Here is a 17,246-nt window from a genome sequence, read left to right on the forward strand (position 1 = left end):
GCGGCGGCGTGGGGCCGGCAGAGGGCGGGGCCGGGTCCCGCAGGCGCTTGGTGCGACCCAGTGAGAGTCGACGTCACGCTCCAGGGGCTGCCGCGGCTACCGGCGCCGTGGGCGCCGGGGCCGGCCGCCTTGCGTGACGCTCCGCGTCACGCGTCGTGGTCGGTGGTGAGGAAGGTCGCGAGCTCCTCGAGCACGGCCTGCTCGTTGTCGCCCTCGACGCTGACGGTGAGCTCGTCGCCGTGCTCGATGCCGAGCGAGATGATCCCGAGGATCGACGCGGCGTTGACCGGGGTCGCGTCGCCCTTGGCGACGAGGACCTTCTGACCCGACTTCGCCGCGGCCTGGCTGAAGAGCGAGGCGGGGCGGGCGTGGAGGCCCTTCGACGATGCAACCTGCACGGTGCGCTCGACCATGAACGTTTCTCCTTGATCCTGCAGTCGCGACTGCATCAGTGGTGCCCGGAGTCGGGCTCGCCCGGACGGACCGGGCGGGTGGAGGAGTCCCCGTCCGCGCCTGCGACGACCGCGCGAGCGGCGAAGAGGACGGGCAGGGTCTCGAGCACGGCATCGGCACCGTGCGCTCCGAAGACATCGGGCGGGAGGAGGGCGGCCGCGGCTCCCACGAGCTCCGCACGGTGGCGGAGTCCGTCGAACTGCGACTCGAGGTGCGGCCCCACGAGGAGGACGTCGGCCTCGGGGAGGGAGTGGTCGAGACCGGTGAGGGTCTCGGAGCGGAACACGGCATCCATGCCGCGCTCCTTCGCGCCCGCTCGCAGCCGGTGGGCCAGGAACGTGCTCGACGCGCCTGCACCGCAGACGATCAGGATCTTCCGCACCTCGTTCGCCTCCTCGCGTCCGGGTCGTGATTCATCCAAGCATCCCCTCGGAGGGGCGGCACCCTCCAGCAGACAATCTTCCGCGGGGGCGGAAGACGGCCCCTTCCGCCCGCGGCGCGGGGGCTCCCGGGCGCGTCGCCGGGGTGATTGACTGACGGGACGTACGACTCGCCGCCCGCGTCCTGCGGGCCCGCGGCAGGGTCGTGGCGCTCCCGGCGCCCGCCCCGACCGCACGCCTGGAGCCTGATGCCTGACAACCGCGAACGACTGCTGGAGTACCTCTCCCGCGCCGACGGCTGGGTGACGGCGCACGAGCTCGCCGACAGGCTCGGAGTCACCACCCGCAGCGTCCGGAGCTACGTCACCGCGGTGAAGGCGCAGGCCGCCCCGCTGGAGCCGGTCGAGTCCTCCGCGAACGGCTACCGGCTCGCGCGCGAGGCGTACGCGGCCTACCTGGAGGCGCAGCGCAGCCGCGACGTCGAGCCCGACACACCGCGTGACCGGCTGTACAGCATCGTCCGCCGCCTGGTCGACTCCGACGAGGGCCTGGACGTCTTCGCCCTCGCCGACGCGCTGTCGGTGAGCGAGTCGACCGTCGACGCCGATCTGCGCCGGGTGAAGGCCCTCGCCGACGAGGCCGGCCTCGGGCTGGTCCGGCGCGGCCCGTCGGTGCGCCTCGAGGGCAGCGAGGAGGCCCGCCGCCGCCTGATCTCGCGGATGTTCCGCGACGAGAGCGCGCAGGGCGTCTTCACGCTCGACGACGTCCAGCGCGAGTTCGCCTCCCCCGGCCTCGGCGCCTTCAAGACCGAGCTGCTGGCCGAGCTCGAGACCCGCGGCTACTACATCAACGACTACGGCGTGAACAGCGTCCTCCTCCACATCGCGATCGCCGTCGACCGCGTCGCCCGGGGCATCGGGGACCCCTCCGGCTCCCGCCCCTCCCCCGCGATCCACGGCGAGCTCGCGGCCCTGCTGGCGGAGCTGGTGGAGCGGCACTTCGCGACGCGCCTGACCGACGCCGAGCTCGCCCAGCTCGCGATCCTGATGACGACGCGGGTGGCGACGCCCGGGCAGAACGAGCCGGTCGCCGCCGTGGTCGAGAACTACCTCGACCCGGAGGACCTCGCCGTCGTCCGCGAGCTCGTCGCCGACGTCAACCGCGAGTACCTGGTCGACCTCGACGACGAGGGCTTCATCGTCCGCCTCGCCCTGCACGTGCGGAACCTGATCGCCCGGGCCGCCGAGGGCGGCTACTCTCGCAACCCGCTCACCCGCTCGATCAAGACCAGCTACCCGATGACCTACGAGATCGCCGTGTTCCTGGCGAGCGGGCTGCAGCGCCGGCGGGGCGTCGTGGTCAACGAGGACGAGATCGCCTACATCGCCCTCCACGTCGGCTCGTTCCTCGAGCGGGTGTCCCGGCGGGAGGAGCGTCTGTCCTGCGTGATCGTCTGCCCCAACTACTACGACCTCGCTCACATGCTGCGCCTGCGCGTCGAGCGCTCGCTCGGCACCGAGGTGGAGGTGCGCTCGCTGATCACGCGGAGCGACGTCGACTGGGACCGGCTCACCGCCGACCTTGTGATCACCACGATCGACGAGCGCCCCGCGTCCGATGACGTCGTGGTCGTGCAGCCGTTCCTCACCGACCACGACGTCGAGACGGTGCGCCGGGCCATCGCCCGCGTCCGCCGGCACCGCCGCCGCGCGCAGATCAAGGACGAGCTGCTGCAGTTCTTCGACGAGGAGCTGTTCTTCCGCAACGTGCACGCGCGCGACGAGGCGGCGATGATCCGGATGCTGGGCGAGCGGATGATCGCCGGCGGCATCATCGACGAGGACTACGTCGACGGCGCCATCGAGCGCGAGCGGATGAGCTCCACGGCGTTCACCGACAACCTCGCGGTCCCGCACGCGATGGCGATGAGCGCCCGCCGCACCTCCATCGCGATCGTCGTGAACGACACCGCGATGGAGTGGGGCGAGCAGCGGGTGAACGTGATCGCGATGATCGCGTTCGCCTCGGCCGGCCGCAGCACCTTCCAGTCGGTGTTCGACCAGTTCGTCGAGGTGTTCGCCGACCGGGCGGAGGTGCAGCGCCTCATCCGGCGCTCCTCGGACTTCGGCGGCTTCATCGAGGAGCTGGTGCGGGTGATCGACAGCTAGCCGACACCCGCACTCCGGGTGGAGCCGGAGGGCGCTGTCGTCCTCCCGCTCCCGCGCTTCGTGGGCGCCCGACGGACCCCCGCCGGGCGCGAGAGGCCACGAGGAGCCTCCTCCGCATCGGATCGGAGGAGCTCCGCGTTGGGGCCTCTAGGCGAAGGGCGTCGGCACGATCCCGTAGGGGGCGAGGCCGGCCGCGCCGCCGTCGGCGAGCGTGGTGACCCAGATGCCGTCGTGGTGCACGGCGACGGAGTGCTCCCAGTGGGCGGCCATGCTGCTGTCCTCGGTCGCGACCGTCCACTCGTCCTCGCGGACGAAGGTCTCGGCGCTGCCCGCGGTGACCATCGGCTCGATCGCGACGACGAGTCCCGGCTTCACCTCGGGGCCGCGCTGGCGCACCCGGTAGTTGAAGACCGGCGGAGCCTCGTGCATGGTGCGCCCGATGCCGTGGCCGATGTAGTCGGTGAGGATGCCGTAGACGCGGCCCGAGCGCTCGGCCTCGTCCTCGATGTACTCCTCGATCGCCGCGCCGACCTCGTTGAGATGGCGGGCGGAGGCGAGGGCGGCGATCCCCCGCCACAGGGATCCCTCGGTCACCCGCGAGAGCTCGGCGCGTGCCGCGACCTCCTCCGGGCGGGAGGGATCGGGCAGGACCACCGTCATCGCGGAGTCGCCGTTCCAGCCGTCGATCTCGGCGCCGCTGTCGATGGAGACCAGGTCGCCCGGCTCGAGCACGCGCCCGCCGGGGATGCCGTGGACCACCTCGTCGTTGACCGAGGCGCAGATCGTGTGCCGGTAGCCCGGGACGAGCTGGAAGTTCGAGTGGCCGCCGAGCGCGACGATCGCCGCCTCGGCGATCGCGTCGAGCTCGAGCGTGGTGACGCCCGGGCGGACCGCCGCGCGGACCGCGTCGAGCGAGGCGGCCGTGGCGAGGCCCGGAGCGAGCATCGACCGCAGCTGCGCGGGCGTCTTGTAGAGCGAGGAGCGGAACGCCACGGCTCAGGCGGCCGGGGTGTCGAGGCGGCCCACGCGGTGGCCCTCGAGGGCGACGACGATCCGCTCGGTCACCTCGTCGACCGGCCCGAGGCCGTCGACCACGACCACGAGCCCGCGGGCCGCGTAGACGTCGATGAGCGGAGCGGTCTGCTCCTCGTAGAGCGCGAGTCGGCGCCGGATGACGTCCTCGGTGTCGTCGCTGCGCCCCTGCTCGAGCGAGCGCTTGAGCAGGCGGCCGACGACCTCGTCGGGATCGGCCGTCAGCTGGACGACCGCGTCGAGCCGGTTGTCGTCCGCGGCGAGGATGCGGTCGAGCTCGTCGACCTGCTCCGTGGTGCGCGGGTAGCCGTCGAGCAGGAACCCGGTCGACGCGTCCGCCTCCTGGAGGCGGTCGTGCACGATCGCGTTGGTCAGCTCGTCCGGCACGTAGCGCCCGTTGTCGAGGTAGGCCTTCGCCTGGAGACCGAGCTCGGTCTCGTTGGCGACGTTCGCGCGGAAGATGTCCCCGGTCGAGATGGCGGGCACCCGGAGGATGTCGCTCAGCCGAGCGGCCTGGGTCCCCTTGCCTGCGCCGGGAGGGCCGATCAGCAGGAGACGGAAGCCGATCGGGTGCGACGTCATCGGAGGAGTCCTTCGTAGTGGCGCTGCTGCAGCTGGGAGTCGATCTGCTTCACCGTCTCCAGGCCGACTCCGACGATGATCAGGATGGACGTGCCGCCGAAGGGGAAGTTCTGGTTCGCACCGACCAGCGCGAGGGCCACGAGGGGCACGAGCGCGATGAGGCCGAGGTAGACCGATCCGGGCAGCGTCACCCGGGTGAGCACGTAGTTGAGGTACTCGGCGGTCGGGCGGCCGGCGCGGATGCCGGGGATGAAGCCGCCGTAGCGCTTCATGTTGTCGGCGACCTCGTCCGGGTTGAAGGTGATCGCGACGTAGAAGTAGGTGAAGCCAACGATCAGGAGGAAGTACAGCGCCATGTAGAGCGGGTGATCGCCCTTGGTGAGGTAGTTCGTGATCCAGGTGACCCAGACCGGGGCCTCCTGGCCAGCGGCGGGCTGGTTGAACTGCGCGATGAGCGCGGGCAGGTACAGCAGCGACGAGGCGAAGATGACGGGCACGACGCCGGCCATGTTGACCTTGATCGGGATGTAGGTGTTGTTGCCGCCGTAGGTGCGGCGGCCGACCATCCGCTTGGCGTACTGCACGGGGATCCGCCGCTGCGACTGCTCCACGAAGACCACGGCGACCACGAGCACGAGGCCCACGCCGAGGACGAGGAGGAAGGTCTCGAAGCCGCGCGACTGCGCGATCGACCACAGGGAGGTGGGGAACTGGGCGGCGATCGAGGTGAAGATCAGCAGCGACATGCCGTTGCCGATGCCGCGCTCGGTGATGAGCTCGCCCATCCACATGATGATCCCGGTGCCCGCGGTCATGGTGATGACCATGAGGAGGATGGAGTACCACTCGTCGGTGATGATGAGCGCCGAGCACTCCGGGACGCCGGAGTTGCCGAAGAGGGCGCCCGAGCGGGCGACGGTGATCAGCGTCGTCGACTGGAGGACGCCGAGCGCGATGGTGAGGTACCGCGTGTACTGGGTGAGCTTGCCCTGACCGGACTGCCCCTCCTTGTACAGGGTCTCGAAGTGAGGGATGACCACGCGCAGCAGCTGCACGATGATCGACGCCGTGATGTACGGCATGATCCCGAGCGCGAAGATCGACAGCTGGAGCAGTGCTCCACCGCTGAAGAGGTTCACGAGCTCGTAGAGACCCGAGGTGCCCTGGTTGCCGGCGAGACAGGCCTGCACGGCGCTGAAGTCGACGAACGGAGCAGGGATGAAGGATCCCAGCCGGAAGATCGCCACGATCGCGAGGGTGAAGCCGATCTTGCGGCGGAGGTCGGGGGTGCGGAAGATCCGCGCAACGGCGCCAAACACTACCTAAGGTCTCCTGCTCAATTCTGTGGTGCGGGATACAGGTCGAGCTTGCCACGCGCTCCCGGAGGGAGTCGGCGTGGCAAGCTCGACCGACAAGCTGCTGGTGCTACTTGATGGATCCGCCCGCAGCGACGATCTTCTGCTCGGCAGAGCTGGAGACCTTGTCGACCGCGACGTTCAGCTTAACCGCAATGTCGCCGTCCCCGAGGACTTTGACCTTCTCGTTCTTGCGGACAGCACCCTTGGCGACCAGGTCGCCGATGGTGACGTCGCCGCCCTGGGGGTAGAGCTCCGCGAGAGCGGACAGGTTCACGACCTGGTACTCGACCCGGAACGGGTTCTTGAAGCCGCGGAGCTTCGGGGTGCGCATGTGCAGCGGCATCTGCCCACCCTCGAAGCCGACGCGCACCTGGTAGCGGGCCTTGGTGCCCTTGGTGCCGCGACCGGCGGTCTTTCCCTTGGAGCCCTCACCGCGACCCACGCGGGTCTTGGCCTTCTTGGCTCCGGCAGCGGGGCGGAGGTGGTGGACCTTGAGCACGTGCTCCTTGGTCGCCGGCGCCGCCGCGCCCTTCGTGGTGGTCGCCTGCGCGGGAGTCGTGGACTCCGCGGCGGCGGCCTTCTTCGTCTCAGCCATTAGTCAATCTCCTCGACCTTCACCAGGTGGGCGACGGTCTTCACGTATCCGCGGTTCTGGGCGTTGTCCTCGCGGACGACGCTCTGACCGATCTTCCTGAGGCCGAGCGAGCGCAGCGTGTCGCGCTGGTACTGCTTCTCGCTGACCTTCGACTTGATCTGGGTCACCTTGAGCTGGGCCATCAGGCACCTGCCTTCGCGTTGGACGCGGCGGCGAGGGCGTCGGCCTCGGCACGGACGAGACGTGCCGGCGCGACCTGGTCGAAGTCGAGACCACGACGAGCGGCGACGGCGCGCGGCTCCTCGAGCTGCTTCAGAGCCTCGACGGTCGCGTGGACGATGTTGATGGTGTTCGACGAGCCGAGCGACTTGCTCAGGACGTCGTGGATGCCGGCGCACTCGAGGACGGCGCGGACGGGACCGCCGGCGATGACACCGGTACCCGCGGCGGCGGGGCGCAGGAGCACCACACCGGCGGCGGCCTCACCCTGGACAGGGTGCGGGATGGTCGAGGCGACGCGGGGGACGCGGAAGAAGTTCTTCTTCGCCTCCTCGACGCCCTTGGAGATGGCGGTCGGGACCTCGCGGGCCTTGCCGTAGCCGACGCCCACCAGTCCGTTGCCGTCTCCGACGACCACGAGCGCGGTGAAGCTGAAGCGACGGCCGCCCTTGACGACCTTCGACACGCGGTTGATGGTCACGACGCGCTCGAGGAACTGGCTCTTCTCGGCGTCACGGCCACCGCGGTCGCGGCCACCCTGGTTGCGGTCGCGGCCGCCGCGGCGGGGCTCACGAGCCTCCTGCTGCGGCTGCGTGGACGCAGCGGTCTCGACGGGGGCCTCCGACACAGCGGCGACCTCGGGTTCCTTGTTCTCTGCGGCGCTCACAGGTTGAGCCCTGCCTCTCGTGCTCCATCGGCGATCGCGGCGACGCGACCGGCGTACTTGTTGCCTCCGCGGTCGAAGACGACCGCCTCGACACCGGCGTTCTTGGCGCGCTCGGCGACGAGCTCGCCGACCTTGCGGGCCTTGGCGGTCTTGTCGCCGTCGAACACGCGCAGGTCGGCCTCGAGGGTCGACGCCGACGCGAGGGTGCGGCCCTGAGCGTCGTCGACGACCTGCACGAAGACGTGGCGGGCCGAGCGGTTGACGACGAGGCGGGGGCGCTCGGCGGATCCGACGACCTTCTTGCGCAGACGGTCGTGACGACGACCGCGCGCAGCGGACTTGCTCTTTCCTCTGGTTCCGAGTCCCATGATCACTTACCGCTCTTTCCGGCCTTGCGGCGAACGACCTCGCCGGCGTAGCGCACGCCCTTGCCCTTGTAGGGCTCGGGCTTGCGGATCTTACGAATGTTGGCGGCCACCTCACCGACGGCCTGCTTCGAGATGCCGTGCACGGTGAGCTTGTTGTTGCCCTCGACCGTGAACGAGATGCCCGCGGGCGGGGTGACGACGACCGGGTGCGAGAAGCCGAGCGCGAACTCGATGTCCGAGCCCTTCGCCAGCACGCGGTAACCGGTTCCGACGACCTCGAGGCCCTTGGAGTAGCCCTGCGTGACACCGATGATGTCGTTCGCGATGAGCGTGCGGGTGAGGCCGTGGAGCGAGCGCGACTCGCGCTCGTCATCGGGACGCGAGACCAGCACCTGGCCGTTCTCGACGGACACCTGGATGGGGCTGGCGACCGAGACGGTCAGCTCGCCCTTGGGGCCCTTGACGGTTACAGCGGATCCGGCGACGGAGACGTCGACGCCCGCCGGGATCTCGATGGGGAGTCTTCCAATACGCGACATGAGGGGTTACCACACGTAGGCGAGGACTTCCCCACCCACGCCCTTCTTCTCGGCCTGGCGGTCGGTCAGGAGACCGCTCGAGGTGGACAGGATGGCGACGCCGAGGCCGCCGAGCACGGTGGGGATCTCGGCCGACTTCGCGTACACGCGGAGTCCGGGCTTCGAGACCCGCTTGATGCCGGCGATCGAGCGCTCGCGGTTCGGGCCGTACTTGAGGGAGATGGAGAGCGTCGTGCCGACGCGCGCCTCCTCGACCTTCCAGTCGGCGATGTAGCCCTCGGTCTTGAGGATCTCGGCGATGTTCGCCTTGAGCTTCGAGCCCGGGAGGGTGATGGAGTCGTGGTGCGCGGAGTTCGCGTTACGGATTCTGGTCAGCAGATCTGCGACCGGATCAGTCATGGTCATGGCTGATGGTGCCTTTCTCGCCTGGTTTCGGCACCCTTTACAAGAGTGACGACCTGTGGTGTGGGACGGCGCCGACGACGTCGACGCCCATGCGGCCGCGCGAACGCAGGCCAACGAGCCATGCTACATGGCGGAGGTCCTGCGGTCGAGGGCTGATCGTGCACGGGATCCGGGGATCCCGCGTGGCGCCCGCCGCCGGCTCCGGACGGACCGGTCCGGCGGCGGACGCACGACGAGGCCGGAGGGCGGTTCTCACCGTCCCCCGGCCTCGAGGCTTGCTGCTTACGCGTTGTCCGACGACTTGAACGGGAAGCCGAGCTGCTTGAGAAGCGCGCGACCCTCGTCGTCGGTCTTGGCGGTGGTCACGACGGTCACGTCGAAGCCGCGGACGCGGTCGATGCGGTCCTGGTCGATCTCGTGGAAGATCGACTGCTCCGTGATGCCGAAGGTGTAGTTGCCGTTGCCGTCGAACTGGCGGTCCGACAGCCCGCGGAAGTCGCGGATGCGGGGCAGCGCCACCGAGAGCAGGCGGTCCAGGAACTCCCAGGCGCGGTCGCCCCGGAGGGTGACGTGAGCGCCGATGGCCTGACCCTCGCGCAGCTTGAACTGCGCGATGGACTTGCGGGCCTTGGTGACCTGCGGCTTCTGACCGGTGATGGCGGTGAGGTCCTTGACCGCGCCGTCGATGATCTTGCCGTCGCGGGCGGCCTCACCGACACCGGTGTTGACGACGACCTTGACCAGGCCGGGGACCTGATGGACGTTGCCGAAGCCGAACTGCTCCTTGAGAGCGGGGATGATGTCGGCCTGGTACTTGGCCTTGAGCCGCGGCTGAACCTTCGCAGCCACTGCGGTGGTGTCAGTCATTACAGTTCCTCACCCGACGCCTTCGCGTAGCGCACGCGAACGGTCTTGGTCACGCCGTCCTTGGTGACGGCCACGTTGCGGTGGCCGACCCGGGTCGGCTTCTTGGTCTTCGGGTCGACGAGCGCGACGTTGGAGATGTGGATCGAGGCCTCGACGGTCTCGATGCCGCCCTCCTTCGAGCCGCGCTGCGTCTGGCCGACGCGGACGTGCTTCTTGACGAAGTTCACGCCCTCGACGACGACGCGGTTGCGCTCGACCAGCACCTCGAGGACCTTGCCCTGCTTGCCGCGGTCTCCACCGCGGGCCTGGGTAGCGCCCGAGATGACCTGGACGAGGTCACCCTTCTTGATCTTGGCCATGACTAGATAACCTCCGGTGCCAGCGAGACGATCTTCATGAACTTCTTGTCGCGGAGCTCGCGACCGACCGGTCCGAAGATGCGGGTGCCACGGGGGTCCCCGTCGTTCTTGAGGATGACGGCGGCGTTCTCGTCGAACTTGATGTACGAGCCGTCGGCGCGACGGGTCTGCTTGATGGTGCGGACGATGACGGCCTTGACCACGTCGCCCTTCTTCACGTTGCCACCGGGGATCGCGTCCTTGACGGTGGCGACGATGATGTCACCGAGGCCCGCGTAGCGACGGCCGGAGCCTCCGAGGACGCGGATGGTGAGGAGCATCTTGGCGCCGGTGTTGTCGGCGACCTTGACTCGGGATTCTTGCTGAAGCATGTGTCTCTCCTGCTAACTCAAGTAGGCCGCGGCCTACTTGGCCTTCTCGAGGATCTCGACCAGGCGCCAGCGCTTGGTGGCGCTGAGGGGACGGGTCTCGCTGATGACGACGGAGTCGCCGATGCCGGCGGAGTTCAGCTCGTCGTGGACCTTGACCTTGGACGTACGGCGGATGACCTTGCCGTACAGCGGGTGCTTCACCCGGTCCTCGACCTCGACGACGATGGTCTTGTCCATCTTGTCGCTGGTGACGTAGCCGCGACGGGTCTTGCGGTATCCGCGAGCGCCCGCCTCCTTCACGTCGTGGGCGGCCGACTCGTGGCCGGCGCTGTCATTGACGGTTGCCATTACTTGGCCTCCTCGTTCGACTCGGTCGCCTCGACCTCGGCCTTGGCGGCCTTCTTGGTCTTGGGCTTCTTCTCCGCCTTGGCCGGGGCCTCGACGGGTGCGGGGGTGGCGCGGATGCCCAGCTCGCGCTCACGGATGACCGTGTAGATGCGGGCGATGTCGCGCTTGACGGCACGCAGGCGGCCGTTGGTGTCCAGCTGACCGGTGGCCGACTGGAAGCGGAGGTTGAACAGCTCCTCCTTGGCCTTCTTCAGCTCGGTGACGAGACGCTCGTCCTCGTAGGTGTCGAGCTCGGCGGGGGCGAGCTCCTTGGATCCGATCGCCATTACGCGTCTCCCTCCTCGCGCTTGATGATGCGTGCCTTGAGTGGCAGCTTGTGGATGGCACGGGTCATGGCCTCACGAGCGAGCTGCTCGTCGACGCCGGCGACCTCGAAGAGGACGCGACCCGGCTTGACGTTCGCGACCCACCACTCCGGCGAGCCCTTACCGGAACCCATGCGGGTCTCGGCGGGCTTCTTGGTGAGCGGACGGTCGGGGTAGATGTTGATCCACACCTTTCCGCCACGCTTGATGTGACGCGTCATCGCGATACGAGCGGACTCGATCTGACGGTTGGTCACGTAGGCGGGGGTGAGGGCCTGGATGCCGAACTCACCGAACGACACCTTGGTGCCACCGGTTGCCTGGCCGGACCGGCCCGGGTGGTGCTGCTTGCGGTGCTTGACTCGACGCGGAATCAACATGGTTATGCCTCAACTCCTGCTGCGACGGGCGCCTCGCTCTGCTGGCGGGGTGCACGGCGCGGACGGTCGCTGCGCTCGGGGCGCGACGACTTGCTGTTCGCCTGCTCGCGGGCGAGCTCCTTGTTGGTGATGTCGCCCTTGTAGATCCAGACCTTCACGCCGATGCGGCCGAAGGTGGTCTTCGCCTCGTAGAAGCCGTAGTCGATGTTCGCGCGGAGGGTGTGCAGCGGCACGCGTCCCTCGCGGTAGAACTCCGAGCGGCTCATCTCGGCGCCGCCGAGGCGGCCGGAGACCTGGATGCGGACGCCCTTCGCGCCGGCGCGCTGAGCACCCTGCAGGCCCTTGCGCATCGCGCGGCGGAAGGCCACGCGGGCGGAGAGCTGCTCGGCGATGCCCTGCGCGACCAGCTGAGCCTCGGCCTCGGGGTTCTTGACCTCGAGGATGTTCAGCTGGATCTGCTTGCCCGTGAGCTTCTCGAGGTCGGCGCGGATGCGCTCGGCCTCGGCGCCGCGGCGGCCGATCACGATGCCCGGGCGGGCGGTGTGGATGTCGACGCGGACGCGGTCACGGGTGCGCTCGATCTCGATGCGGGCGACGCCCGCACGGTCGAGCTGCGTGGCGAGGAGTCGGCGGATCTTGACGTCCTCGGCGAGGTAGTCGCTGTACCGCTGGCCCTTCTTGGTGCTGTCGGAGAACCAGCGCGACACGTGGTCGGTGGTGATTCCCAGACGGAAACCGTAGGGGTTTACTTTCTGACCCATTACTTGGTCCCCTCCTCAGGAGTGGCCAGCACGACGGTGATGTGGCTGGTGCGCTTGTTGATGCGGAAGGCACGACCCTGAGCACGGGGCTGGAATCGCTTGAGGGTGGTTCCCTCATCGACGAAGGCGCGGGACACGATCAGGTCCTGGTCGTCGAGGTACTCGTTCGAGGCATCGGCCTTGACGCGAGCGTTGGCCATCGCCGAGGCGACGAGCTTGTAGACGGGCTCGGACGCACCCTGCGGCGCGAACTTCAGGATGGCCAGTGCCTCCTGAGCCTGCTTCCCGCGGATCAGGTTCACGACACGGCGAGCCTTCTGGGGGGTGACGCGGATGTGTCGCACGCGTGCGATCGACTCCACCATTTCTCTCCTCCTTCTCGTCGCCGCGTCAGCGGCGACGGCCCTTCTTGTCGTCCTTCTCGTGACCGCGGAAGGTCCGAGTGGGGGCGAACTCGCCGAGCTTGTGGCCGACCATGGTCTCGGTCACGAACACGGGGATGTGCTTGCGACCGTCGTGGACCGCGATGGTGTGACCCAGCATCGCCGGGATGATCATCGAACGGCGCGACCAGGTCTTGATGACGTTCTTGTTGCCGGCTTCGTTGGCCGTGAACACCTTGCGGAGCAGGTGGTCGTCAACGAAGGGGCCCTTCTTGAGACTGCGAGGCATCTTCTACAACTCCTACTTGCGCTTCTTACCGGCGGTGCGGCGGCGAACGATGAGCTTGTCGCTCTCCTTGTTGGGGCGACGGGTGCGTCCCTCGGACTGACCCCACGGGCTGACCGGGTGGCGTCCACCGGAGGTCTTGCCCTCTCCACCACCGTGCGGGTGGTCGACCGGGTTCATCGCGACACCGCGGACGGTCGGGCGGACGCCCTTCCAGCGCATGCGGCCGGCCTTGCCCCAGTTGATGTTCGACTGCTCGGCGTTGCCGACCTCGCCGATCGTGGCGCGGCAGCGCGCATCGACGTTGCGGATCTCGCCCGACGGCAGGCGGAGCTGCGCGTAGGGGCCGTCCTTGGCGACGAGGCGGACCGAGGTGCCGGCCGAGCGGGCGAGCTTGGCGCCGCCTCCCGGCTTGATCTCGATGGCGTGGATGACCGTACCGGTCGGGATGTTGCGCAGCGGCAGGTTGTTGCCGGGCTTGATGTCGGCGCCGGCGCCCGACTCCACGACGTCGCCCTGCGAGAGCTTGTTCGGGGCCAGGATGTAGCGCTTGGTGCCGTCCACGAAGTGGAGCAGCGCGATGCGCGCCGTGCGGTTGGGGTCGTACTCGATGTGAGCGACCTTGGCGTTGACGCCGTCCTTGTCGTTGCGACGGAAGTCGATCAGACGGTACTGGCGCTTGTGGCCACCACCGATGTGACGCGTCGTGATGCGGCCGGAGTTGTTGCGGCCACCGGTCTTGGACAGCGGGCGCAGGAGCGACTTCTCGGGCGTCGAGCGGGTGATCTCGGCGAAGTCGGCAACGCTGGAGCCGCGGCGACCGGGGGTCGTGGGCTTGTACTTACGAATAGCCATTGTCTGTTTCCTCTACGCTTCTTCGGCTCAGCCGACGCTCGTGAAGATGTCGATGGAGCCGGACTTCAGCGTGACGATCGCGCGCTTGGTGTCCTTGCGCTTGCCGGTGCCGAACTTCGTGCGGCGGGTCTTGCCCTGGCGGTTCAGCGTGTTGATCGACGCGACCTCGACGCCGAAGATCTTCTCGATGGCGAGCTTGATCTCGGTCTTGTTCGAACGCGGGTCGACCACGAAGGTGTACTTGCCCTCGTCGATCAGGCCGTAGGACTTCTCCGAGACCACCGGGGAGATGATGACGTCGCGGGGGTCCTTGTTGAACGCGGCGGACTGGCTCATGCGTTCACCTCTTCCTTGTTGGACTCGACGCCCGACTTGGCCGCGATGAACGCGTCGAGCGCGCCCTTCGAGAACACGATGTCGTCGGAGACGAGCACGTCGTACGCGTTGAGCTGGTCGGCCGGCAGGATGTGCACGAACGGCACGTTGCGGAGCGAGAGCTCGGCGATGTAGTCGTCGCGCTCGAGCACCACGAGGACGTTGCGCGACACCGAGAGGGCGTCGAGCAGGACGAGGACGTCCTTGGTCCGGGGGGTGTCGCCGAGGGCGAGGGACTCGACCACGTGGATGCGGGCACCGCGGGCGCGGTCCGAGAGAGCGCCGAGCAGAGCCGCGGCGATCATCTTCTTGGGGGTGCGCTGCGCGTAGCTGCGGGGGGTCGGTCCGTGGACCACGCCACCACCGGTCATGTGCGGGGCACGGATCGAGCCCTGACGAGCGCGACCGGTTCCCTTCTGCTTGAACGGCTTGCGACCGGCTCCGGAGACCTCACCGCGGTTCTTCGTCTTGTGGGTTCCCTGGCGCGCCGCGGCGAGCTGGGCCACGACGACCTGGTGGATGAGGGGGATGTTGGTCTGGACGTCGAAGAGCGCGGCGGGGAGCTCGACCGAGCCCGCCTTCTGGCCCTTGACGTCGATGATGTCGACAGAGGTAGCCATGGAACTACGCTCCCTTCACGGCGTTGCGAACGAACACGAGGCGACCGCGGGCACCGGGGACGGCGCCCTTGACGAGCAGCAGGCCCTTCTCGGCGTCGACGGAGTGCACCTTGAGGTTGAGCACGGTGACGCGCTCGCCACCCATGCGACCGGCCATGCGCATGCCCTTGAAGACACGGCTGGGGGTCGAGGAGGCGCCGATGGAGCCGGGCTTGCGGTGGTTGCGGTGCGAACCGTGCGAAGCCGAGACGCCCTTGAAGTTGTGACGCTTCATGACGCCGGCGAAGCCCTTGCCCTTGCTGGTGCCGACGACGTCGACCTTGGTGCCGGCCTCGAAGACGGCGTCCACGGTCAGCTCCTGGCCTGCCGAGTAGTCGGCGGCGTCGGAGGTGCGGACCTCGGTGAGGTGGCGGCGGGGGGTGACGCCCGCGGCGTCGAAGTGACCGGCGGCGGGCTTGTTCACCTTGCGCGGGTCGATCGCACCGGCGGCGAGCTGGACGGCGGTGTAGCCGTCCTTCTCCTCCGTGCGGACCTGGGTCACGACGTTGGGGCTGATCTCGATGACGGTGACCGGCACGAGCTTGTTGTTCTCGTCCCAGACCTGGGTCATTCCGAGCTTGGTGCCGAGGAGGCCCTTGCTGGTCTTCAGCGTGGGGGAAACAGTGACAGACATGGTGGCACTCCTCCTTAGAGCTTGATCTCGATGTTGACGTCGGCCGGCAGGTCGAGGCGCATGAGCGAGTCGACGGCCTTGGGCGTCGGGTCGATGATGTCGATGAGGCGCTTGTGGGTGCGCATCTCGAAGTGCTCGCGGCTGTCCTTGTACTTGTGGGGAGAACGGATCACGCAGACCACGTTCTTCTCGGTCGGCAGCGGCACGGGGCCGACCACCGTTGCACCGGCACGGGTGACCGTGTCGACGATCTTGCGCGCCGACGTGTCGATGACCTCGTGGTCGTACGACTTCAGTCGGATGCGGATCTTCTGTCCCGCCATGTGTGATCTCTCACTCTCTTGTTATTGCGTCGTACGCGACTCCCCCGGCCGGAGCCGGACTCGTCTCGCATTGGACGCGCTCGCGAAGGAACTCCGGTGACCCGGAAAAGTGCAACCAGTGTTCTTCTGTCAAAAGCACCGCACCCCTGGGGCGCTCCGATCGGCGTGCAGAACGCACGACGCACGGAGAGACCGTTGAGATGTCGGTTGTTGTCGTTCTGCTACCCGCCGCCTCGACGTCGCATCCGCGTGGCCGCCCTCTCGGGTCGAGCCTCCGCGATGCCGTCTCGGCACTGCCTGGCAGTGTCCCCCTCCGAGCAGCACGCCGCCCGAGAGGAAATTTTGAACTAGAAGAGTCTCCCACAGATGGCCCACCCCTGCAACCCGGGCGTGTCGCGCCGGAGGGCTCCTCCGCGAGCACGTCGTGACGGCCCTGGGGAGCCGGTCGCTCCGAGCAGCAGCGCGGGTCGGAGCGCCTCCCCCGCTACTCGAAGAGCAGCGCCCGGACGGCGGTCTCGGCCGACGCGGGGCGCGACGCGTCGATGGTCTCGCCGGCGCGGAAGTGGTCGAGCAGCCGCGGGTCGACGTAGCTGGCGCGGGCGACCGTCGGCGTGTTCCCGAGCACGTCCGAGGCGTCGCGCATCGCCTGGGCGATCGCGGAGTTCCGAGCGCGCTGCGTGGCCTGCGGTCCCGACTTCGCCAGGCTCAGCGCGGCCGCGACCGTGCCGTGCAGAGTGCGGAAGTCCTTCGCCGTGAAGTCGTCGCCGGCGCGCTCGCGCACGTAGTCGTTGATCTCGGGTGCCGAGATCGGCCGCCACTCCCGCCCGTCCTTCCAGGCAAGCAGGCGGGCGTTCGGCCCGCGACGCTTGAGTGCACGGACGACGCGCGAGAGGTCGTGGTCGAGGATCTCGCTCGTCCACGCCTGGTGGCTCTTCCCGGGGAAGGCGAGGGCGACCCGGTCCCCGTGGGTCGTGGCGTGCGCGCACAGGAGCGTCGAGAGGCCGATGCTGCCGTGCTCCTTCGCGTACCTCTCGCTGCCGACGCGGAGCGACCCGGTGTCGAGCATCCGGAAGGCGGTGGCCAGCGCGCGCTCGCGGCTGGGTCCGTCCGAGCGGAGGGCGGTGGTCACGGCCCGGCGCGCCCCGGGCAGGGCCTCCGCGAGCCGCAGCGCCCGATCGAACTTGATCCGGTCCTTCTGCTCGCGCCAGGTCGGATGGTAGATGTACTGGCGGCGGCCGGCGGAGTCGACGCCGGTGGCCTGGATGTGCCCGTTGGGATACGGGGCGATCCAGACGTCCGTCCAGGCCGGCGGGATGCCGAGACGGTCGAAGCGCGCGCGCAGCTCCTTGTCGGCGACGGTCGCGCCCTTCGGGTCGCGGTAGCTGAAGCCGGAGCCCGCGCGCACCCGGGTGTAGCCGCGCCCGCTCGAATCGGTCCTGCGGAGTCGTTGCGCGCGAGTGTCAGCCATCGATCCGACGATAGGACGGCGGATCCGAGGCCCGCACCCGCTTGAC

The 17,246-nt window shown here is 68.7% G+C and carries 27 protein-coding genes; 1 reads left to right on the forward strand and 26 read right to left on the reverse strand.

Annotated elements, in window-relative coordinates; all coding sequences use genetic code 11:
* Positions 1-146: 146 nt before the first annotated feature.
* Entirely contained in the window at positions 147-413 is a 267-nt protein-coding gene (locus C5C99_RS10760) for an HPr family phosphocarrier protein (RefSeq protein WP_104224553.1), read from the reverse strand.
* Between the two features lie 35 nt (positions 414-448).
* Positions 449-874 (reverse strand): PTS sugar transporter subunit IIB, encoded by a 426-nt coding sequence (locus C5C99_RS10765; RefSeq protein ID WP_181065531.1) that lies wholly within the window; start codon positions 872-874, stop codon positions 449-451.
* 207 nt (positions 875-1,081) lie between these two features.
* On the opposite strand from C5C99_RS10765, the gene C5C99_RS10770 reads away from it, so the two are divergent.
* On the forward strand, positions 1,082-3,001 hold the full coding sequence (locus tag C5C99_RS10770; protein WP_104340066.1) for a BglG family transcription antiterminator: 1,920 nt from the start codon (positions 1,082-1,084) through the stop codon (positions 2,999-3,001).
* 147 nt (positions 3,002-3,148) lie between these two features.
* Here the strand turns inward: C5C99_RS10770 and map are convergent, their stop codons facing one another.
* The 24 genes from map to C5C99_RS10890 all read right to left on the reverse strand — a co-directional run bounded on the left by map (position 3,149) and on the right by C5C99_RS10890 (position 17,200).
* The gene (gene map, locus C5C99_RS10775) at positions 3,149-3,994 is read right to left on the reverse strand and encodes a type I methionyl aminopeptidase (protein WP_104226753.1); all 846 of its coding nucleotides are present in this window, start codon (positions 3,992-3,994) and stop codon (positions 3,149-3,151) included.
* 3 nt (positions 3,995-3,997) lie between these two features.
* Positions 3,998-4,615: an adenylate kinase gene (locus C5C99_RS10780; RefSeq protein ID WP_181028829.1), complete on the reverse strand. Its 618-nt coding sequence runs from the start codon at positions 4,613-4,615 to the stop codon at positions 3,998-4,000.
* Positions 4,612-5,934: a preprotein translocase subunit SecY gene (gene secY, locus C5C99_RS10785; protein ID WP_104224557.1), complete on the reverse strand. Its 1,323-nt coding sequence runs from the start codon at positions 5,932-5,934 to the stop codon at positions 4,612-4,614. The genes C5C99_RS10780 and secY overlap by 4 nt, the downstream gene beginning before the upstream one ends.
* A gap of 106 nt (positions 5,935-6,040) precedes the next feature.
* On the reverse strand, positions 6,041-6,568 hold the full coding sequence (gene rplO, locus C5C99_RS10790; RefSeq protein WP_104226755.1) for a 50S ribosomal protein L15: 528 nt from the start codon (positions 6,566-6,568) through the stop codon (positions 6,041-6,043).
* The gene (rpmD, locus tag C5C99_RS10795) at positions 6,568-6,750 is read right to left on the reverse strand and encodes a 50S ribosomal protein L30 (RefSeq protein ID WP_181024623.1); all 183 of its coding nucleotides are present in this window, start codon (positions 6,748-6,750) and stop codon (positions 6,568-6,570) included. The genes rplO and rpmD overlap by 1 nt, the downstream gene beginning before the upstream one ends.
* On the reverse strand, positions 6,750-7,454 hold the full coding sequence (rpsE, locus tag C5C99_RS10800; protein WP_104224559.1) for a 30S ribosomal protein S5: 705 nt from the start codon (positions 7,452-7,454) through the stop codon (positions 6,750-6,752). Before rpsE ends, rpmD begins: the two co-directional genes overlap by 1 nt.
* A complete protein-coding gene (rplR, locus tag C5C99_RS10805) occupies positions 7,451-7,822 on the reverse strand; it encodes a 50S ribosomal protein L18 (RefSeq protein ID WP_056037296.1) in 372 nt (123 codons plus the stop codon). The genes rpsE and rplR overlap by 4 nt, the downstream gene beginning before the upstream one ends.
* Positions 7,823-7,824: 2 nt before the next feature.
* Entirely contained in the window at positions 7,825-8,361 is a 537-nt protein-coding gene (gene rplF / locus C5C99_RS10810) for a 50S ribosomal protein L6 (protein WP_104224560.1), read from the reverse strand.
* A 6-nt stretch (positions 8,362-8,367) separates the two neighbouring features.
* Positions 8,368-8,766 (reverse strand): 30S ribosomal protein S8, encoded by a 399-nt coding sequence (gene rpsH, locus C5C99_RS10815; protein ID WP_068209423.1) that lies wholly within the window; start codon positions 8,764-8,766, stop codon positions 8,368-8,370.
* Positions 8,767-9,048: 282 nt separating this feature from the next.
* A complete protein-coding gene (rplE, locus tag C5C99_RS10820; protein ID WP_068209425.1) occupies positions 9,049-9,633 on the reverse strand; it encodes a 50S ribosomal protein L5 in 585 nt (194 codons plus the stop codon).
* On the reverse strand, positions 9,633-9,992 hold the full coding sequence (gene rplX / locus C5C99_RS10825; RefSeq protein ID WP_104224561.1) for a 50S ribosomal protein L24: 360 nt from the start codon (positions 9,990-9,992) through the stop codon (positions 9,633-9,635). Before rplX ends, rplE begins: the two co-directional genes overlap by 1 nt.
* Positions 9,993-9,994: 2 nt before the next feature.
* On the reverse strand, positions 9,995-10,363 hold the full coding sequence (rplN, locus tag C5C99_RS10830) for a 50S ribosomal protein L14 (protein WP_104224562.1): 369 nt from the start codon (positions 10,361-10,363) through the stop codon (positions 9,995-9,997).
* Positions 10,364-10,396: 33 nt separating this feature from the next.
* Positions 10,397-10,711, reverse strand: a complete 315-nt coding sequence (gene rpsQ / locus C5C99_RS10835) for a 30S ribosomal protein S17 (protein WP_104224563.1) — start codon at positions 10,709-10,711, stop codon at positions 10,397-10,399.
* Positions 10,711-11,037: a 50S ribosomal protein L29 gene (gene rpmC, locus C5C99_RS10840; RefSeq protein ID WP_104224564.1), complete on the reverse strand. Its 327-nt coding sequence runs from the start codon at positions 11,035-11,037 to the stop codon at positions 10,711-10,713. The genes rpsQ and rpmC overlap by 1 nt, the downstream gene beginning before the upstream one ends.
* Positions 11,037-11,456 carry a 50S ribosomal protein L16 gene (rplP, locus tag C5C99_RS10845; RefSeq protein WP_068209436.1) on the reverse strand — a complete coding sequence of 140 codons (420 nt, stop codon included), beginning with the start codon at positions 11,454-11,456 and terminating at the stop codon, positions 11,037-11,039. Before rplP ends, rpmC begins: the two co-directional genes overlap by 1 nt.
* 2 nt (positions 11,457-11,458) lie before the next feature.
* Positions 11,459-12,217: a 30S ribosomal protein S3 gene (rpsC, locus tag C5C99_RS10850; protein WP_068209439.1), complete on the reverse strand. Its 759-nt coding sequence runs from the start codon at positions 12,215-12,217 to the stop codon at positions 11,459-11,461.
* A complete protein-coding gene (gene rplV / locus C5C99_RS10855; protein WP_077221988.1) occupies positions 12,217-12,582 on the reverse strand; it encodes a 50S ribosomal protein L22 in 366 nt (121 codons plus the stop codon). Before rplV ends, rpsC begins: the two co-directional genes overlap by 1 nt.
* 25 nt (positions 12,583-12,607) lie before the next feature.
* A complete protein-coding gene (gene rpsS, locus C5C99_RS10860) occupies positions 12,608-12,889 on the reverse strand; it encodes a 30S ribosomal protein S19 (protein ID WP_055787078.1) in 282 nt (93 codons plus the stop codon).
* Between the two features lie 12 nt (positions 12,890-12,901).
* On the reverse strand, positions 12,902-13,741 hold the full coding sequence (rplB, locus tag C5C99_RS10865; RefSeq protein WP_068251462.1) for a 50S ribosomal protein L2: 840 nt from the start codon (positions 13,739-13,741) through the stop codon (positions 12,902-12,904).
* Between the two features lie 27 nt (positions 13,742-13,768).
* Entirely contained in the window at positions 13,769-14,077 is a 309-nt protein-coding gene (gene rplW, locus C5C99_RS10870; protein WP_068209445.1) for a 50S ribosomal protein L23, read from the reverse strand.
* Positions 14,074-14,736 (reverse strand): 50S ribosomal protein L4, encoded by a 663-nt coding sequence (rplD, locus tag C5C99_RS10875; RefSeq protein ID WP_104224565.1) that lies wholly within the window; start codon positions 14,734-14,736, stop codon positions 14,074-14,076. Before rplD ends, rplW begins: the two co-directional genes overlap by 4 nt.
* A 4-nt stretch (positions 14,737-14,740) precedes the next feature.
* Positions 14,741-15,409, reverse strand: coding sequence for a 50S ribosomal protein L3 (gene rplC / locus C5C99_RS10880; RefSeq protein ID WP_104224566.1), 669 nt, complete (start codon positions 15,407-15,409; stop codon positions 14,741-14,743).
* Positions 15,410-15,423: 14 nt separating this feature from the next.
* Positions 15,424-15,732 carry a 30S ribosomal protein S10 gene (rpsJ, locus tag C5C99_RS10885; protein WP_005050520.1) on the reverse strand — a complete coding sequence of 103 codons (309 nt, stop codon included), beginning with the start codon at positions 15,730-15,732 and terminating at the stop codon, positions 15,424-15,426.
* A 484-nt stretch (positions 15,733-16,216) separates the two neighbouring features.
* Positions 16,217-17,200 (reverse strand): DNA topoisomerase IB, encoded by a 984-nt coding sequence (locus C5C99_RS10890; RefSeq protein WP_104340067.1) that lies wholly within the window; start codon positions 17,198-17,200, stop codon positions 16,217-16,219.
* Positions 17,201-17,246: the final 46 nt, after the last annotated feature.

The organism is Rathayibacter sp. AY1C4, assembly GCF_002932195.1.
In the GTDB taxonomy this organism is placed as follows: Bacteria; Actinomycetota; Actinomycetes; order Actinomycetales; family Microbacteriaceae; genus Rathayibacter.

What these genes read in the sequence shown, in the direction of transcription:
- C5C99_RS10780 (WP_181028829.1), bottom strand. Translation starts at nt 4,615, where the DNA reads ATGACGTCGCACCCGATCGGCTTCCGTCTCCTGCTGATCGGCCCTCCC.
- rpsC (WP_068209439.1), bottom strand. Translation starts at nt 12,217, where the DNA reads ATGGGTCAGAAAGTAAACCCCTACGGTTTCCGTCTGGGAATCACCACC.
- rpsS (WP_055787078.1), bottom strand. Translation starts at nt 12,889, where the DNA reads ATGCCTCGCAGTCTCAAGAAGGGCCCCTTCGTTGACGACCACCTGCTC.
- rplR (WP_056037296.1), bottom strand. Translation starts at nt 7,822, where the DNA reads ATGGGACTCGGAACCAGAGGAAAGAGCAAGTCCGCTGCGCGCGGTCGT.
- rplE (WP_068209425.1), bottom strand. Translation starts at nt 9,633, where the DNA reads ATGACTGACACCACCGCAGTGGCTGCGAAGGTTCAGCCGCGGCTCAAG.
- rplB (WP_068251462.1), bottom strand. Translation starts at nt 13,741, where the DNA reads ATGGCTATTCGTAAGTACAAGCCCACGACCCCCGGTCGCCGCGGCTCC.
- rplC (WP_104224566.1), bottom strand. Translation starts at nt 15,409, where the DNA reads ATGTCTGTCACTGTTTCCCCCACGCTGAAGACCAGCAAGGGCCTCCTC.
- rpsH (WP_068209423.1), bottom strand. Translation starts at nt 8,766, where the DNA reads ATGACCATGACTGATCCGGTCGCAGATCTGCTGACCAGAATCCGTAAC.
- rpsJ (WP_005050520.1), bottom strand. Translation starts at nt 15,732, where the DNA reads ATGGCGGGACAGAAGATCCGCATCCGACTGAAGTCGTACGACCACGAG.
- rpmC (WP_104224564.1), bottom strand. Translation starts at nt 11,037, where the DNA reads ATGGCGATCGGATCCAAGGAGCTCGCCCCCGCCGAGCTCGACACCTAC.
- rplX (WP_104224561.1), bottom strand. Translation starts at nt 9,992, where the DNA reads ATGGCCAAGATCAAGAAGGGTGACCTCGTCCAGGTCATCTCGGGCGCT.
- rplO (WP_104226755.1), bottom strand. Translation starts at nt 6,568, where the DNA reads ATGGCTGAGACGAAGAAGGCCGCCGCCGCGGAGTCCACGACTCCCGCG.
- rplD (WP_104224565.1), bottom strand. Translation starts at nt 14,736, where the DNA reads ATGGCTACCTCTGTCGACATCATCGACGTCAAGGGCCAGAAGGCGGGC.
- rpmD (WP_181024623.1), bottom strand. Translation starts at nt 6,750, where the DNA reads ATGGCCCAGCTCAAGGTGACCCAGATCAAGTCGAAGGTCAGCGAGAAG.
- rplW (WP_068209445.1), bottom strand. Translation starts at nt 14,077, where the DNA reads ATGAGCCAGTCCGCCGCGTTCAACAAGGACCCCCGCGACGTCATCATC.
- C5C99_RS10760 (WP_104224553.1), bottom strand. Translation starts at nt 413, where the DNA reads ATGGTCGAGCGCACCGTGCAGGTTGCATCGTCGAAGGGCCTCCACGCC.
- C5C99_RS10770 (WP_104340066.1), top strand. Translation starts at nt 1,082, where the DNA reads ATGCCTGACAACCGCGAACGACTGCTGGAGTACCTCTCCCGCGCCGAC.
- rplV (WP_077221988.1), bottom strand. Translation starts at nt 12,582, where the DNA reads ATGGTGGAGTCGATCGCACGCGTGCGACACATCCGCGTCACCCCCCAG.
- C5C99_RS10890 (WP_104340067.1), bottom strand. Translation starts at nt 17,200, where the DNA reads ATGGCTGACACTCGCGCGCAACGACTCCGCAGGACCGATTCGAGCGGG.
- rplN (WP_104224562.1), bottom strand. Translation starts at nt 10,363, where the DNA reads ATGCTTCAGCAAGAATCCCGAGTCAAGGTCGCCGACAACACCGGCGCC.
- rplF (WP_104224560.1), bottom strand. Translation starts at nt 8,361, where the DNA reads ATGTCGCGTATTGGAAGACTCCCCATCGAGATCCCGGCGGGCGTCGAC.
- rpsQ (WP_104224563.1), bottom strand. Translation starts at nt 10,711, where the DNA reads ATGGCAACCGTCAATGACAGCGCCGGCCACGAGTCGGCCGCCCACGAC.
- rplP (WP_068209436.1), bottom strand. Translation starts at nt 11,456, where the DNA reads ATGTTGATTCCGCGTCGAGTCAAGCACCGCAAGCAGCACCACCCGGGC.